Origin of the sequence: Staphylococcus ureilyticus (assembly GCF_002902235.1) — a bacterium.
GTDB lineage: Bacteria > Bacillota > Bacilli > Staphylococcales > Staphylococcaceae > Staphylococcus > Staphylococcus ureilyticus.
This window is the reverse complement of sequence record NZ_PPRL01000049.1, coordinates 25,231-42,604: the sequence shown is the minus strand read 5'-3', so window position 1 is coordinate 42,604 and position 17,374 is coordinate 25,231. Positions and strand designations below refer to the sequence as shown.

Annotated in this window: 18 protein-coding genes; 7 read left to right on the top strand and 11 right to left on the bottom strand. The window is 32.0% G+C overall.

Annotated elements, in window-relative coordinates; translation table 11 throughout:
- Nucleotides 1–324 precede the first annotated feature (324 nt).
- The 4 genes from CD150_RS05655 to CD150_RS05640 all read right to left on the bottom strand — a co-directional run bounded on the left by CD150_RS05655 (nt 325) and on the right by CD150_RS05640 (nt 4,139).
- Nucleotides 325–1,077 carry a GNAT family N-acetyltransferase gene (locus CD150_RS05655; protein ID WP_046208458.1) on the bottom strand — a complete coding sequence of 251 codons (753 nt, stop codon included), beginning with the start codon at nt 1,075–1,077 and terminating at the stop codon, nt 325–327.
- Between the two features lie 30 nt (nt 1,078–1,107).
- Nucleotides 1,108–1,656, bottom strand: coding sequence for a biotin transporter BioY (locus tag CD150_RS05650; RefSeq protein WP_046208459.1), 549 nt, complete (start codon nt 1,654–1,656; stop codon nt 1,108–1,110).
- 195 nt (nt 1,657–1,851) lie between these two features.
- Entirely contained in the window at nt 1,852–2,769 is a 918-nt protein-coding gene (locus CD150_RS05645; protein WP_103161417.1) for an ABC transporter substrate-binding protein, read from the bottom strand.
- 218 nt (nt 2,770–2,987) lie between these two features.
- The gene (locus CD150_RS05640) at nt 2,988–4,139 is read right to left on the bottom strand and encodes an acyl-CoA dehydrogenase family protein (RefSeq protein ID WP_073343856.1); all 1,152 of its coding nucleotides are present in this window, start codon (nt 4,137–4,139) and stop codon (nt 2,988–2,990) included.
- Nucleotides 4,140–4,286: 147 nt separating this feature from the next.
- Here CD150_RS05640 and CD150_RS05635 point away from each other — a divergent pair, with 147 nt between their 5' ends.
- Genes CD150_RS05635 through CD150_RS05620 form a run of 4 tightly spaced genes read left to right on the top strand, consistent with a single transcriptional unit; the run spans nt 4,287 to nt 7,284 of the window.
- Entirely contained in the window at nt 4,287–5,036 is a 750-nt protein-coding gene (locus tag CD150_RS05635; protein WP_046208462.1) for an amino acid ABC transporter ATP-binding protein, read from the top strand.
- Complete coding sequence (locus tag CD150_RS05630; protein ID WP_073343858.1) at nt 5,033–5,887, top strand: amino acid ABC transporter substrate-binding protein; 855 nt, start codon at nt 5,033–5,035, stop codon at nt 5,885–5,887. The genes CD150_RS05635 and CD150_RS05630 overlap by 4 nt, the downstream gene beginning before the upstream one ends.
- Entirely contained in the window at nt 5,884–6,570 is a 687-nt protein-coding gene (locus CD150_RS05625) for an amino acid ABC transporter permease (RefSeq protein ID WP_046208464.1), read from the top strand. The genes CD150_RS05630 and CD150_RS05625 overlap by 4 nt, the downstream gene beginning before the upstream one ends.
- Before the next feature lie 12 nt (nt 6,571–6,582).
- Nucleotides 6,583–7,284, top strand: coding sequence for an amino acid ABC transporter permease (locus CD150_RS05620; RefSeq protein ID WP_064209365.1), 702 nt, complete (start codon nt 6,583–6,585; stop codon nt 7,282–7,284).
- 346 nt (nt 7,285–7,630) lie between these two features.
- On the opposite strand, the gene CD150_RS05615 is transcribed toward CD150_RS05620, so the two are convergent.
- The 4 genes from CD150_RS05615 to CD150_RS05600 all read right to left on the bottom strand — a co-directional run bounded on the left by CD150_RS05615 (nt 7,631) and on the right by CD150_RS05600 (nt 11,293).
- The gene (locus CD150_RS05615) at nt 7,631–8,713 is read right to left on the bottom strand and encodes a PTS sugar transporter subunit IIC (RefSeq protein WP_046208466.1); all 1,083 of its coding nucleotides are present in this window, start codon (nt 8,711–8,713) and stop codon (nt 7,631–7,633) included.
- Nucleotides 8,714–8,887: 174 nt separating this feature from the next.
- Entirely contained in the window at nt 8,888–9,241 is a 354-nt protein-coding gene (locus CD150_RS05610) for a transcriptional regulator, SarA/Rot family (protein WP_046208467.1), read from the bottom strand.
- Between the two features lie 626 nt (nt 9,242–9,867).
- Nucleotides 9,868–10,227 carry a DoxX family protein gene (locus tag CD150_RS05605; RefSeq protein ID WP_046208468.1) on the bottom strand — a complete coding sequence of 120 codons (360 nt, stop codon included), beginning with the start codon at nt 10,225–10,227 and terminating at the stop codon, nt 9,868–9,870.
- Between the two features lie 13 nt (nt 10,228–10,240).
- Nucleotides 10,241–11,293 (bottom strand): LLM class flavin-dependent oxidoreductase, encoded by a 1,053-nt coding sequence (locus CD150_RS05600; RefSeq protein WP_046208726.1) that lies wholly within the window; start codon nt 11,291–11,293, stop codon nt 10,241–10,243.
- Nucleotides 11,294–11,794: 501 nt separating this feature from the next.
- Here CD150_RS05600 and CD150_RS05595 point away from each other — a divergent pair.
- The gene (locus tag CD150_RS05595; RefSeq protein ID WP_046208469.1) at nt 11,795–12,532 is read left to right on the top strand and encodes a CHAP domain-containing protein; all 738 of its coding nucleotides are present in this window, start codon (nt 11,795–11,797) and stop codon (nt 12,530–12,532) included.
- A gap of 608 nt (nt 12,533–13,140) precedes the next feature.
- Here CD150_RS05595 and CD150_RS13360 read toward each other — a convergent pair.
- The 3 genes from CD150_RS13360 to CD150_RS05585 form a co-directional block, all read right to left on the bottom strand.
- The gene (locus CD150_RS13360; RefSeq protein ID WP_155390677.1) at nt 13,141–13,302 is read right to left on the bottom strand and encodes a hypothetical protein; all 162 of its coding nucleotides are present in this window, start codon (nt 13,300–13,302) and stop codon (nt 13,141–13,143) included.
- A gap of 172 nt (nt 13,303–13,474) precedes the next feature.
- On the bottom strand, nt 13,475–14,875 hold the full coding sequence (gene nhaC / locus CD150_RS05590) for a Na+/H+ antiporter NhaC (RefSeq protein WP_103161416.1): 1,401 nt from the start codon (nt 14,873–14,875) through the stop codon (nt 13,475–13,477).
- Nucleotides 14,876–14,912: 37 nt separating this feature from the next.
- Nucleotides 14,913–15,983, bottom strand: coding sequence for an NAD/NADP-dependent octopine/nopaline dehydrogenase family protein (locus CD150_RS05585; RefSeq protein WP_064209363.1), 1,071 nt, complete (start codon nt 15,981–15,983; stop codon nt 14,913–14,915).
- A 253-nt stretch (nt 15,984–16,236) separates the two neighbouring features.
- Between CD150_RS05585 and CD150_RS05580 the strand changes: the two genes are divergently transcribed.
- Together CD150_RS05580 and CD150_RS05575 are read left to right on the top strand one after the other, a co-directional pair.
- A complete protein-coding gene (locus CD150_RS05580) occupies nt 16,237–16,599 on the top strand; it encodes a DUF4870 domain-containing protein (protein ID WP_046208472.1) in 363 nt (120 codons plus the stop codon).
- A gap of 314 nt (nt 16,600–16,913) precedes the next feature.
- Nucleotides 16,914–17,374: CHAP domain-containing protein (locus CD150_RS05575; protein ID WP_103161420.1), on the top strand; the 461-nt coding region annotated here is incomplete at its 3' end.

The following is a 17,374-nucleotide window of genomic DNA, read 5'->3' as shown; positions in this document are numbered from 1 at the left end:
TGTGTTAAACGCCCTTTACATCATAAAAATACCAAATTAAAGACAAATCTTAAGTGATGATTCACCTGAGGTTTGTTTTTTTATCTATTAAATGATGCACTTTGATAAAAGTATCTACACTCATTCAAAAATAATAATGTTTTTAATGTTGGATGTGGGTTAGCGCTAATACTTACAAAAAACATCAGCCAAATATTACACCATAAAACAGTACCTTCAGAAAATATGCATAAAAAAATGTCGACAAAGTTAATGGCTTTGTCGACAGTATAGTACGCTCACGTTGCGAGCATATTTTTTAATTAAAGTAAAAATGAGGCTTTTTCAAATATCTTCTTTTACAATGTGATAACAAAAACTGATAAAAACATAACCTTGCTTCACGTACATATCTTTAGCACTATCTTCTCCATCGGCGATCAAAATCAATGGTTTGGGCATGGCTAATTCTGCAGCAAAACTTTGCATCACACTACCGACGCCTTGTCTTTGATGGCATGTTAAAACACCAAATCCATCAATTTCCACAGTTGTCTCATCTATGATCAAATCTAATATACCAGCTGGAACACCCTGCCTATATGCTATAAGACGTGTTTTAGCATCATTAATATATTGATTTTTAATCATATTTGTACTTTCTTTAACATACCCCTCACCATATGGTGCTGCAAATTGACTATGCACACTAATATAATCATCTATAGTATGCGCATCCACTACTTTAACTTCTACTTCAGAGTCTATATACTTTTTGAATTTTTGAGGTTCAATCGCATATAACTCCATGAGTCCTAATTCAAATTGCTCTTGGCTAATTAATCCTAACCATTGTTGGTCTAATGCTACGTTTTCCGGAAAAGTAAAAGTTAAATGATTAGAGTTTTGTTGCTTATGAAAATCAGTTTGTGTAGCTATATCCGCTTTCCATTGTTGAATTGAAGGCATTTGTTTATACACCCATTTATTTGCATCAAATATTAAAGGCATTTGAGGAGTTAAATAAATAGTTTTATATGCATCTTCAACGTAAACATTCCCAGGTTGGAAAATATTACTCAAAGTTATGTTCACCATCATTTCTCCTCCTCTTTGTCTCAATTAATTCTACTTAAGTAATTGCTTGAATCGACTATGGTTTAACATGATATTGCCTATTAAACTAGCAATTAGCGCTTTAATAACATCTCCTGGCATAAAGACAAAAGATAACATGATTGATTTAGAAATTGGCAAATTTGTAATAAGTCCCATTATAATCGTACCCACAACATCTAACAAAACGACACCTATCAATACAGTTGTTATTAATAATACAATAAAGTTGATCTTTTTCAAATATAAGTCTCTTACAAGACCAATAAGATATGTAATAACAGGGTACATAAATAAAAAACCTGCTGATGGTCCTGCAAAAACACCAATACCACCACGGCCACCTGATAACAATGGTAATCCAGCAACAACTAAAAGTAATAAAACAACGACACTCAATGTGCCATATTTACGACCTAATAAAATGGCAGCTAGAAATATACCGATATTTTGTAACACAATTGGTACAGGCATTATGGGTAATGGTATTGCAGGTACAAAACCTAAAACTGCAATAATAGCAGTCATTAAAGCAGTATAAACTAAATATTTCGTTGACATCATCAAACCTCCTTCGATGAAAAAATTATACCATAAATGTAAACTGTTAAAAATAAAAAGTTTACAATTTAAATTTATAATCTTTTTCTAAACAAAAAAAAACATGAGCTTGAGACATCTTTGCTTTGTCACACGCTCATGTTTTATTTTGGTGATATTTATTTAAATCTCTAAAATACTACTGTAAATAATAGATTATGAATTCGTTTTTAAAAATTTCTCTTTCAAATCTTTTCTCATATACTCCAATGTATAAGGGTCGTTGTACCAATAAGTTTCTGCTTGCACTTCTATAACATGATTATTTTTAACTGCAGATAAGTTGTTCCATAGATCAGTTTTTTTATAACCTGGTTTTGATTTACCCTCACTCGTGGAAACGATATAATCACCAGCATAATCCGCTAGTTTTTCTTGTTTAATTTCAGCCCAGCCTTCTTTTTTAACTAACTCATTGAGTTTGTTAGGCATCTTTAATCCAAATGCTTGGTACATAACTTCTCCTCCACGTCCCCAGTTAGGTCCGTAAGTGTAAAGTTTTTTATCAAATTCATCAAAAATTGACACTGTTGTGTCTTCACCAATTTTCGCTTTGATTGCTTCACCATCTTTTTCAGTTTGTGATTTCCATTTTTCTTCCCATTTTTTTACTTTATCTTCTTTTCCAAGTAGTTTACCTAATTGTCTTTGTTGATCTAAATATTTATGTTTACCATAATCGTAAACAACAGTCGGTGCAATTTTCTTATACTTTTTAATGTTTTTATCTGTAGAGTAAGCTACGATCAAATCTGGTTTTGTTTTTGCAATTTTTTCAACATCATTTTCTCCAACTTTTTCAACATCTTTAAATTTATCTTTTAAAATATGACTGTTATCGACTTGCTCGTTGACAGCTACAATTTTACCTCCTAAATATTTTATTCCGCCTGCGTATGTAGGTGCAACAACTGCAATACGTTCAGGATTTTTAGGTATATCAATTTTCTTTCCGCTATCTAATGTATAAGCTTTTGTGTCTTCTTTATTACTATCTGAGCCGCTTTCAGATTGTTTGCCGCAAGCTGCTAATATTAGAACCATTATAATTATTGGAAATATTAATTTTTTCATAAGTCTCCTCCATTGAAAATGATTATCATTACCATTGAATTATATAATGATTATAAAATTTGTACAATAGAAAACCTAAAATTTTTATTATTTTAAAAAATAAAAAAAGGAATGAGTTAGAAAATCAACTTTAATCATTGATTTCATATACTCATTCCAATATAAATCGTTTATTCAAAGATTTCATTGACTATAAAGACAAGCCATGTTCTCGGCATTTATTTAAAGTGGCCTAATACACTATGCGCAATATTAGTATAGGCCATGTCTTCCATCGGCGGATTATGCAGACCAGCTCGCATATCTCTATAATAACGTTGCAATGGTCGTTCCATTTCTAAACTCTTAGCGCCCACAATACGCATGGCAATATCTATTACTTCTAAACCTTGATTCATCACCAACACTTTACTTGCTGAAGTTTCATTCCAAATCGGTATCTCTTGTTGTTGGTTGTATAACGCTGCAGTACTCCATAAAAAGTGGCGTGCAGACAATAGTAATGATTCCATTTTACCAACATTTTGCTGTACAGTTGAAATATCGCCAATCACACCATCAATACTTGCAGGACTATAATTTTTTGCAAAATCTACGGCATAATCTCTGGCCGCTTGTGCAATACCTAGATATGTACTAGGGATATGTAGTATCCAGCCATTAGGTTGCTTGCCACCCGCACCTCTTATTTCTACAAAATTTTCTTCTGGAATGAAAACATCATTTAAAATCAAATCGTGACTTTCAGTTGCACGCATGCCTACCATATTCCAATTGTCTGCAATCTCCACACCAGGCGTATCTTCAGATATCAAGAAAAAACCAACAGTATCAATTTCTTCATAATAGGCACTTACAATAAAATGGCTTAATCTTTTACTCATTGAAGTAAAGGTTTTGACCCCATTAATCACAAAACCGTTATCTTTTTTTATTGCATGTGTAGCAGGTCTTGCGCCGCGTGTAGGACTACCTGTTTCGGCTTCACTGACAGCTCTGTTAACTAATGCACCTTTTTTCACTTCTACTGCAAAGCGCTCTAGCATATCTTGTTCCCAAGCATGTTGTTCATATAATTGCCCAACAACACTAAGGTGCCAGCCAACTGAAAGTGCAGTCGCACCATCTATTGCTCCTAAATATGTCTGTAGTACAACCATATCTTCAACAGTCGCACCCTCACCACCATATGCTTTAGGTAACGTTAATGACGTATAACCTTCTTTTACCAACCAATCAATATTTTCATATGGAAATCTTGAATGTTTATCATTATAATCAGCTTTTTCTTTAAACTGCGCTTTGATTGAATCAAATTTATCTATCCACTTTTTTTGTATCTCTGTATGTATTAATGCAGAATAATTCACAGTGTCCACCTCATTTTAGACTTTTCTCTATTAAACTTAGTGTAACACTCGCTTATAACGAATAAAAGCTATTAGATTACAAAATCTTACTTTACCGATAAGGATTAATGTGATACTTTGTACGTATTGATATTCTGGGGGTTTAAAATGATTACAGTTGAACATTTAATACATAAATATAAAAATCATACTGTTCTTAATGGCGTTAGCTTTTCACAAAATAAGGGAACTGTGACTGCTATCATCGGTCCAAGTGGATCAGGTAAAACAACGCTACTTAGAACATTGAACGCGTTAGCGATACCAAAATCAGGTACAATTCAAATTGGTAATCAAAATTTTGTCGCCGATAAACATTCAAAAAAAGATATTTCACAGTTAAGAAAGAAATCTGCGATGGTGTTTCAAAACTATAATTTATTCAAAAACAAAACAATTCTTGAAAACATTACAGTTGGCTTGATACATGGTAAAAAAATGCCTGCTAAACAGGCAAATGAAATGGCCATTTCTTATTTAGAGCGTTTTAATTTATTAAACCAAAAAGATAAATATCCTTCACAACTATCTGGTGGTCAAAGTCAACGCATAGGAATCATACGTGCCTTAGCGCTTAATCCAGAAGTACTGCTATTAGATGAACCTACGTCTGCGTTAGATCCTGAATCAATTCAAGGCGTATTGTCACTTATCAAATCTATTGCACAAGAAGGCATGACCATGGTAATCGTCACTCATGAAATACAATTTGCTAAAGCAATTGCAGATCAAATTCTATTTATAGATGAAGGTAAAATATTGAAACAAGGTACACCACAATCAGTTTTAGAATCTTCTGATTCTAAAAGAATTAATCGTTTTTTAAACACCGTAGAAATGGAGCGTGACTTATTATGAAAAATAATAAGTTACGCATTTTAATCATTTCATTGTTGATTACGGTGTTATTTAGTGGATGTAGTCAAACACAAGAATCCTCAAGTCATAATAATAAAAAAGAAATCAAAGTAGCAATTTCTGCAGAAGTTAATCCGCCTTATTTGTATACAAATAAACAAAATGAGTTTGCCGGTTTGGATATAGACTACCTAAAACTATTAGAAAAAAAGTTACCGCAATATCAGTTTAACTATGAAGTTGGCGAAGAAGAATCTAATCTTGTAGGCATTGGCGCTGGAAAGTTTGATATGGGAATTAACTGGTTTTTCAAAACGCCTGAACGCGAAAAACAATTTCTCTATCAAGACGTTCCTTATAGTTACGCATTGCCTTTAATTGTTGTTCATAAAAATAATTCTGATATACATTCACTCAATGACTTACCTGATAAAAAATTAACACCAATGGCACCGAGTGGCGGGTTATACTCTATATTATCTCAGTATAATAATTCACATTCTCCAAAAATTGATATCGATACTATTCAAGAACCTTCTAACGGGGACAATTTAAAAATGGTTAGCAATAATAGACGTGATGCCATGATTTTAAACTGGAACACTTACAATGCGATTCAAAAACAAATCAATGCTGATGTTAAAATTGGCGGAATTATAAAAAAAGAATCATTGCATATTGTCTATAATAAAAAGCATCAAAAATTGCATGACGACATTGATCAAGCTACTCAAGAACTGATAGACGAAGGTGAATTACAAAAACTTTCTGAAAAATATTTTGATATCAATGTATTTGATGATTTGGATGAAATAAACAAGCAAAAAGATAAATTGGAGGTACAATCATGACAAATTCTGTTAACTGGGGTGATTTATTCGGCCAAGTTTTACAACAATTACCCATAACACTATTCATCTTTATATTGTCACTCTTTTTTGCCTTAATACTTGGGTGCTTATTAGCAACCATCCGTATCAAAAAAGTAAAAGTATTATCACCTATCGTCCGTATTTATCTGTCTTTTATTCGAAGTACACCTTTAATTTTACAACTTTTTTTGGCATATTTTGCTTTGCCGCAATTATTATTATTCATCCAAATCGATATCAATCATTTTAGCAGACTGTTTTTTGTGATTTTAGCGTTCACATTGCATACGGGAGCTTATCTTTCAGAGATTATACGGGCAGGATACCAATCAGTAGACTATAGCCAAATTGAGGCAGGACTATCTGTCGGTTTATCTTACCCACGGATTTTAGTAGATATTATAATTCCACAAGCGTTACGCAACAGCATTCCAAACTTGACGACACAAGTGATTGAACTAATTAAAGACACATCTTTAGCTTTTACAATTGGGATTATTGATATGATGGGACAAGTTAAATTAATTATTGGAAATAACTATGGACTAGGTATGTTAGAAGTTTATGTCGTTATATCTATTATTTACTGGATAATCGCTCTTATCATACAAACTATATTTGCACTCATCAATAAACGAGCCCAAAAACCATATCGTGTCTAAGGAGGTAATACTTTGTCATTTATACTTTATACTGTTTCAGAAGTGCTTAAGGGTGTGCCAAATACAATTATTATTTCAATTGTAGCAATGATCGTAGGTTTAATTATCGGCACACTATTTGCTTTTATTCAAACAAAAAAAATTCCAATTATCTCTCAATTTATAGTGATATATAATTCTTTTTTTAGAAGCACACCACTTATTGTCCAATTATTTATTATGTATTATGGCATACCAAAATTAGTGATTTGGAGTAATGCACAATTTACATTGACAATTAATCCTGATATTTTCTCACCATTAGTTATTGCATTTATTGTGTTTTCCTTACATGCTGTTGCATATTTGTCAGAATCTATTAAAGGGGGATTACTTTCAGTCGATACCGATCAAATTGAAGCTGCTCAAACTGTAGGACTTTCAACAATTAGAACTTACAAAGAAATTATATTACCGCAAGCATTCAGCTATGCGCTTCCCAATATTGAAAATCAATTTATAATGCTTATCAAAGGAACTTCTCTAGCATTCGCAGTACAAGTTACTGAGATTATGGCAGTTAGTCATGTTATTGCAAATGAAGGCTATCGTTTTATAACTGTATATAGTGTAGCAGCAATATTTTATTGGTTACTTGCCATAGTACTAGAATTGTTATTTTCTAAAGTTGAAAACCGTTCAGCACAATATATGACTTCAAAAACCACAGCATAAATCACAATAGAACAAAATCATTTTCATATAGACACTTATTTAAATTTTCTGTTTTATCGATTTCCAATACTCCATGTGCTTATCTATAATTTTAACCTTGACACATGTATACAAAACGACTTATTTTTTACAGTTAATATAATAGTTAGTCGTATGTACTGAACATTTGTGATGCGTTTTCTTTTCAATCTCACAGTGACAAAAAATCAGCACTCAATATAAAATATGAGTATCAAAAAGGCCCGTAACTACATTATTTCAAAATGTAGTTACGGGCCTTGATATTGATATGGACGTTCCAGTCTTTTTAAGTTTTCATTTATTCCTATAACATTGTCTTTAATAGCTACATTGCTAAACTTTCGGCATACTGTCTTTTTCTTTTATAATAATTCTTAACCTTTTTAGGCATTCTACCATTTTGTAATTCATCTTTAGTTATAATAGGATAATTTTTGAACACAATAGATCCTAAGTAACCACAAACAGCACTTCCTATTGCACATAATAATGCAACGATAATCACAGTCAATGCATTATTAAAGCCAAACATCACCATTAAACCTGCAATTGGCGTTGCAGTGCCTGTTGCTTCATTAACAAGTCCAAACATAGCAATAATAACGCCCGATACAGCACCGCCTACAAAATTTGTAGCATAAACAGGAATTGGATTGGCAGTAACGATATCTGCTTGTGATAACGGCTCAATAGCCACAGAAATCGTTGTTTTACGATCACCGAACTTCATTCGTTTAAACAAAACAAAGTTCATAAACGATGATCCAAAAACTGCCAATGCACCAATTGCCATTGGTGTTCCTGTAAGTCCTAATAACGCAGTCAATGCCATTGAGCTTAAAGGTGCAGTTGCTACAACTGTTATAATCCCCCCTAGCACTATCCCCATTAGTACTGGGCTTGAAGTTGTCGAATCTTTAATGATATTACCTATTTGCAATAATGTCGCATCTACAACAGGTGCTACACCAATTGCAATAATTCGTGTGATAGGTGCAATGATAATAATTGAACCTATTAAATCCAAACCATCGGGAAATTTTTGTTCTATCCATTTCATACCAAAACTGGCTATGTAACCTGCGACAAAACCTGGTAGTAAATCCATGTTACCGCATGCAACGGCAATAACAAATGCATATACAGGAGAAACGCCCATTGCTAAAGCAACTAAACCAGCAGCAGCAACCCCGCCTAAGCCACCTGCCGCTTCACCTAACTGGCCTAAAAATGGAATTCCCATTAAATCTCCACCTACATATTTATGAAAGGCTTCGACTAAAAAAGAAGCAATTGCAGCATTTGCTAGCGCTCCCATTGCTTTTCCACCATTTGGTGCCTTACTTGTAAAAAGTGTAAATAAACATAAAACAATACCTAAAAATATAACCCCTAAAAGTAAATTCATAAAAACACCCTTCTAATATTTGTATGCGCTTTCATTTAACAAATATTAGTATATCACATTTAATGTTTTACTCAAATAATATTTTGGTTCAATATATAATTAATAAAATAAAATTACACTTTTCAGAATATTCGTTTTTTTATATATGTAACACGACTCATTTTCAAAAGTGAGTTACTTTAGGTAGTCTTGTAATGTTTTTATCATATGTTCAATTTTCTGACGTTGTGTTTCATTTATATATACAACAACTGTACGTTCGTCAATATCACTTCTCTTTTTACTCAAATAACCCATTTTAATTAATTTTTGCAATGCTTTCGTTAAATAGTACGGTTTTAACTCTGAATATTGCGCAATTTCTTTTGCGGTAACCTCATAAGATTGACACTCATGTATATAATTCAAAATAAATATTTCTTCATAATTTAATTTGTGATATTTCTTAGTTTCTTTGAAAAACTGTTTCCCTTTTTGATACAAAGTTATTAATTCGTTTAGTTCACTTAATTCTTTTAATTTTTCCATAAAACCACTCCTTATGTTTTTTCATGTTGTTAATATATTTCAATGTGTGCCTGTCTTTATGTAATATAATTTTATCCTATTTATGCTATTGAATTCAATATGGCTTACTATGAAAAATATTAGGTTTTACTACTATTTTTTTAATATCACTTTTTATTATTAAAATTTAGTGCTACATATATCCTTTTTGTTACTAAAAATTCACTAATAGCTTATATAAATTTTTAAAATTATTAGCATTTGCTTTTAATTTAATAAATTGAAGATCACTAAAACCAACTAAAAATACTTCGGCATATCTAATAATAAGCATTGTTATATACGTCAACCAAACAACTATATTAACCAAACAAACTACCTAATGTCATGGAGCTATGTTGTAGCACTCTCTCATTATAAACACATAAATATCAAATTATCATTTTCAAAGTGTAATGTCGTTTTTAAAACGAAATGTTTCAATTATCACTATTTACAAGTAATTTTCTCATAAAAAATCTGTATAAAAAAACAACTTGAGACATTTATTAAAATCCCAAGTTGTGTTAATTTCCATTTCTTATTTTTCTTTATTTAAAAAGAAACACTTTATCATATTGATATCTAGACGATACCTTAATGAATAATTATTTCTTTTTACAATCTAACGTATCTAATAAGCTAAGCGCTGCTAATCCTGTTAAATCAAGTGCATGTTTTGCACCTGCTTTACCATGTCCAGCTTCAAAGTGTTTATACGCTGCTACACCTAGCACAGTAATCGTCATTAACGAAGCAATACGTGATAATCTTTTACTTGCAAAGCTTAGCACGAAAAATACTGCACTTAATGATTCTAAAGCACCAGCTAAAGGTACTGCATTTGCAGGTAAATTAAATACTTCAGTAAAAGTATCTTTCATAGATTTGTCACCTTTTAATTTTGGTTTCGCTGCACCATATAATTCTTTTGCTAATTTTAAATTTGTTAAATAACGTAATATCATTTTTACTCTCCTTCTATTTGTTTTCAAAATATTTATCTACAATAGGTTTTACCCGCTCACCCAATAATTTAATGGTGTTTATTGTATGCTCATGTGGCATTGAACCTACAGGTGTATGCAACATAAAGCGAGATAAACCTAGTGTTTCAACAGTTTCAATAATTTTATTAGCCACAGTTTCCGGACTTCCAACATATAATGCACCATTCGGGCCTGCTTCACGAATGAAACTATTTTCATCATATAGTGGCCAGCCACGTTCCTTAGCTAATACATCATGGCTTGCTTTTACTGAAGGGAAAAATTCACGAAAAGCTTGTTCATCCGTTTCAGCAATATACCCCCAAGAATGCGTAGCAATCGGTAATTCTTTCACATCATGACCATAGGATTCGGCTATCGATTTATACATATCAATATTTCTGCGGAATCTTTTGGGGTCACCGCCAATTATAGCATAAGTGATGGGTAATCCTAATGCTCCTGCTTTCAATGAAGATTCAGGTGTTCCACCTGTAGCTATAGAAATAGGTAAAATACCATGCTCAACTCTAGGATAGACACCTAAATTTTGTATATTGGGTCTCAGTTGACCGGTCCAATTTACAATTTCATTTTGATTAATTTGCATTAATAATTCAATCTTTTCATTAAATAATTGTTCATAATCATTTAAGTTATACCCAAATAGTGGAAATGATTCTATAAATGAACCTCTTCCTACCATTATTTCGGCACGACCATTTGAAATTGCATTTAATGTTGAGAACCTTTCATAAACTCTTACAGGATCATCTGAGGATAGCACAGTTACAGCACTACTCAATTTAATTTGCTTTGTATTTCTAGACGCTGCAGCTAAGACTGTAACAGGATCAGAAACGGCATAATCAGGTCGATGATGCTCTCCTAACCCATAAACATCAAGACCATAGTCATCTGCAATTTCAATCTCTTCTATGATATTTCTTATTCTCTGAGCATTGCTAATTGCAGATGTTTTACCTTTATCGGTGAAAATTTCACTATTATCAGCAAATGATGTTAAGCCAATCTCAATTTTCATTAATTCACCTCGCTTACCAAGTATATTTTTTATACTCATTATCTTAAAACCTTTCAAATAAACTGTCAATAGCATTGCTCATGAACATTACAGCCGTATTTGTATAAATTACTCTCAATTCTTTCAAAAAATAAATAATCTCTAACTTTAGAAAATAATATATTATTTAAATAACTAAATTTTAGCATTTGTTAGCATTTGTAATTTTCTGTTATTTTACAGATTTGTAATAAATTAGAGTGAAAGATTACACATGAAATCATTAAAATGTGATAACAATGGGCGCTGAGAACTATATAAAACTAATGTTATTTGTTACATCTAACGATTAATTATTAGAGTTAAATTACAAAATGATAACATTGCACACAAACCGACCATTATCTGATAAAGTATTGCTTGTCGTTAAAAAACAACGAAAAAAAATATTTTAAACTATTGTCATTTAGAGACTGAGATAATAAATTAAATGCTTTATAATTATTAGGAGGATATTTTACAATGAAAAAAATCGCTACAGCTACAATCGCTACTGCAGGAATCGCTACTTTCGCATTTGCACAAAACGAAGCAGATGCTGCTGAAAATAATAATGGTTATAACCCTAATGACCCAACTTCTTATAGCTATTCATATACAATAGATCAACAAGGTAATTACCACTACACTTGGCAAGGTAATTGGAATCCAAGCCAAGCAGACCAAGCTCATTCAAATAACAATGGCTATGCAAGTAATGGTCAAAGCAGTAATTATGGTTCTACATATGGTAACGCTACTCAATCATATACAGCTAATAATAATACAACTGGTGGCGGTGGAGCTGCTTCAAATTCAACTTCAGACCGTAACATCAAAGTAACTACAACAAGCGCGCCATCAAGTTCATCAAGTTCTATTTCTAGCACTTCAGGTTCTTCTAACAACCTATATACTTCTGGCCAATGTACTTATTATGTATTTGATAAAGTCGGTGGTAAAATCGGTTCAACTTGGGGTAACGCTAACAACTGGGCAAGCGCTGCAGCTGCTTCAGGTTACACAGTAAACAATTCACCTTCACAAGGTTCAATCTTACAATCTTCAACTGGTGCTATGGGACACGTAGCATATGTTGAAAGTGTAAACAGCGACGGTTCAATCCGTGTATCTGAAATGAACTATGGTCAAGGTCCTGGTGTTGTTACTTCACGTACAATTTCAGCTAGCCAAGCTTCAAGCTATAACTACATTCACTAAATGTAAGCACATAAAAATAGCTAGACATAATCAAGCAGCAATTTCTATTGAAACGATATAGAAATTGCTGCTTTTTTTATTTCACTTTTAGCTTTTAATTGGATAATATCATTTACAATTATTCTAGATATATTTAATTAGTATTGTTTTTTCTAATACATATCAATATTAGCGATTTTGCAAAGTGGTACGGACTTAGAAGTTATATGAAATTTATATAGTGTGAATAATTACTAAGTTGGAAACCTGTATTTTATCACAAGCCAGCTACATCAACGATCATCAACACATACGCTTTAAAATATTAAAAAACATACTAAGATTAGTTTTGAAGCAATTTTAGTATGTTTCATATCATCACTAGATGACTGGAACTCAAGTCACCATTTGGTACTTTTATCAATTCTAGTCATCTTTTATGTACACTTTTAAAGTGATAAATCTTCAATGATGCATCAGCTTATATCTAAAATTAGCAATATAATACTTGCTTGTATCATTGTAAAAATAACATGACTACCATCATAGATTAATTTAATTTAGAGAATTAAAACCATTTAAATTATGGTTTGTGCAAGTATAACTATACATATATCATTTGTGTATTGTTAACATAAATCGGCTTTATACTGTACCATCGCTACAATATACAATATAAAACCGACTATAAAATAGATAATAGAAGGATATTTAAAATCTTTACCTATATTGAAATATTGATGTATTCCTATAACATAAAGTAATATCGCTACAATAATTACTAAATTCAATACGGAACCACCTCATCCATAGTTTTGTTTAGCCGAATTAGCTATCTCATAAACATATTATTAATAATTCCACTTAAATCTATCTAAAAAAGTAGTAATATAAACAAGTTTGCAACTTGAATACATTACTACTTTTTTCTTAATTTATTATCACAATAATACTATGTTACTTTTATCCTTCGCTAACTTTAGCTTTCTTGATGCCAATACCACTAAATCCATAAAATATTGCAAAGAAGACACATAAATAACAAGGCACAGCCCAAATAAAGAATTGATCGACAGAAACGCCTAATTGTTGGGTATAATAAATACCAGATGTTCCCCAAGGTATCAATGGTATAATCATTGTACCTGAATCTTCCAATGTTCTAGATATATTTGAACGATCCAAGTCCATTTTATTATACATATCCATCATTAATACACCAACCATGATTATCACTACAGAAGCAACGCCTGCAGCTAACACCATCATTAATCCACCTACAACTGTAGCAAGAATTAAAGTCCCTACAGAATTAATATTACTAGATATTTTCTTCAAGATTACATCTAAACATCCTGCTTTTTCCACAATACCAGCAAAAGCATAGCCACAAAAGATTGTGACTACAATTTCTGTCATACTCATCATACCGCCCTGTTCTATTAAATTAATCGCTTTTTCGGATAATGAGCCATGTAAATTTGGTACCATACTTTTATTAAAACCATCAAATGTTGCTTTAAAGCCATCTGTCACTTTAAAACCATTATTAAATGCACCGATAACAATCGCACTGACACTAGAGATTAACATCGATGGCACTGTTGAAATTTTAAACAACAAGCATACAATAATAATGATTAACGGTAACCATACGAAAAAGTTAATGTTATAAATCGTTGATAGTTCCTTAAGCATCGCATTCACTTGTGAAGTATTCGCATTACCTTTAAATTGTAAACCGGCAAAATACCACACAATTAATCCGATGATAGACGCTGGAACCGTTGTCCATATCATCGCTCTTATATGCGAGAAGATATTCACCTTAGTAACTAGTGCTGCTAAATTAGTCGTGTCTGATAGTGGTGACATCTTATCACCAAAAACTGCACCTGCAATAATCGCACCTGCTGCCATACCAGCTGGAATATTTAATTGTGCACTTATCGCCATCAGCGCTATGCCTGCTGTAGATGCTGACCCCCACGCAGTACCAGTAGCAACTGATGTAATTGCACAAATAATAAATGCGGATACTAAAAACAGATTAGGATTTAAAAATTCTAAGCCATAATAAATCAGTGCAGGCACTGTTCCCGAATACATCCAAGTACCCACGATTATACCTACAGATAATATAATATATATCGCTGGCATAGCAGTCGCTAAACGATTAGTAATCCCTTCTTCTAAATCTTTCCATTTTAAACCTACGCGTCTCGCAATAATTGCAGCATAAGCTGAAGAAAGAATAAGTAATGCTTGAATTGGAATATCAAACACAACAAAACCAGTTATTACAATAATAATCATCACTATGATTGTTGAAATAGATTCTAAAAAAGTTGGTTGTCTTTTCATACACATTTCCCCTTATTTATATGAATGAATATTATAATTAGTACAATCCTAACTTATCTTTTCCTAACTCATCTATCGTTAATCCTTCTTCAAAGAAGTCACGTTCTAAAATTGTTGATGCAATAATGATAATCGCATCAATGTTAGGTGTTGGCACATCAATTTCTCTTCCTAAACTTGACCAAAGCACTAAACCATATGCAATATCTTCTGTTAAATAACGATTTTTTACATGATTAGGTCCTTTAATTTGAGAAAATACAGGACTCGTATTAAACAAACGATTGAGTGGTTCATCTTCATCTTGTCTTTCTAGATAACCACGTTCAATTCGAGCTTCTTTTGCAGAAGATAACTCAAATCCTAATTTTCGCCCTAGTGTTAGTCTCTCTAACTCTACTGCATGTAATAAACGCACAGTATGTTTTGTGATTCCCTCTTCATACAACGCAAATTCATCAGCATAATCTATTCTTCCTACATTTAATAATGTTGGTCCTGGATGAACTTCAGGATTACCATTTTCTAAATTTGTTTTCCATAAGCTTTCTTCTTTTACAATATGAGGATATAACTGCTCAATTGTATCAAAGCTATCACTTAACTCTTCTTTATCATATGTTGAAAAATGTACTTTTCTAACATTTAAAGATAAATCGACACGTGCTGCTTCAAAATCGACACGCGTACCATAAGTTAATGTATTTACTTCTGCAAACTTAGGCATTACATCAATATGCATATCTTCTAACACATTCATAAAACGTATTGATCCCATTGCAGCAGCAATATTAAAGAAAATTAACTGATTCGCTTTGATAAATGGCGCCATTGTGTGCGCATAATGTTCAATAAATGATGATGGTATCACAACTTGTATAACATCAGCACCTTCAAGCACGTATTCCATATCATCACTTATGTCAGTAAATTTTACGAAGGTTTCTTCACCTTCATTATTAAATGTAAATCCACCTTGTTCAATGGCTTTGTCAAATTTATCTATAGACTGATTTCTACAATATAACTTGACTTCATGTCCTTTATTAACCATATCAAGTGCTGCAGTAACAGCACCATTACCTGATCCTACAATAGCTATCTTCATAAACACCCTTCTTTCTTTAAACATTGAATTTTTTTCGTATTAAACATTACTCTCATGTATAACCTATTAAGAAAAATGATAAACACTGGTATACAACCTATTTAATTTTCTCAATTTAAAGGTACTTAAGTGCATTTCTATATTTTAACAATATCGCCACTTTGTAAACAGGCTTTTTATAAAATTTTTCAAATAATGTACAACTCATTTTTGGTTTTGTTATAGTAATAGTAAATTAAAAGGAGGAATAATAATGACTGAAGATTACGCAAATCGTGAAGTATTAAATCAAGAACCTAATAGTGATGCAAGATTGATGGCTACATTAATTTATGTACTTAGTTTTTTCACTACATTTTTAGCGCCACTAGTCATTTGGCTTATTAAACGTGAAGATTCTGCATTTGTTGATAGAGCTGGTAAAAACTATTTTAATTTTCTAATTTCATATGTTATCTGGCTAACCGTTTCAACTATTTTGATGTTTATTCTCATAGGCTTTATTTTATTTCCTATTTTCGCAATTTTAAATTTTATTTTTACAATAGTAGCAGCCGTAAAAGCATATAATGGCGAAGATTATTTACCTCCGTTATCTATTAGATTTTTCAAATAATTTATATCAAAATTTTGTGATTCTTTACACCTTCTGTAATATACAAATTTAGTATATGTGTAGATAATCGTGTTAAACCTTATACTTGTGCATTTTATACTATATTACAACAATATTAGCTTTTGTAACCTCACGTGTTGTTTATTACAACAATATGTGAGGTCTTTTTAATTGTTTTACAAATACGTAACATTCCACACAAAGTGATAATCTTCTGTTATTGTATAAATTGTCGTTGAAACTAACGCAGTAATTATAAAAATAAATTTTATTAAAATAATAGATGAATTAAATTTTGGGAGGACTTTTTTATTATGAAAAAAATAGTAACAGCAACAACATTAACAGCAGGTATCGGCGCAGCAATTGTAGGTTTAGATCACGGAAATGAAGCAAACGCAGCTGAACAATCTACTCAAGCTAACCAAAACACTACTCAAGCTACATCAGGATCAAGTGCAAACTTGTACACTGCTGGACAATGTACATGGTATGTATTTGATAAAACAGGTGGTCAAATCGGCTCTACATGGGGAAATGCAAATAATTGGGCATCTGCAGCATCTTCAGCAGGATATACAGTTAATAATTCTCCAGAAGCAGGTTCTATCTTACAATCTAGTGAAGGTAGCATGGGCCATGTAGCATATGTTGAAAATGTAAACAGTGATGGTTCGGTTAATGTTTCTGAAATGAACTATAATGGTGGACCATTCTCAGTAAGTGAACGTACAATTTCAGCTGGTGAAGCTAGTTCATATAACTATATTCACTT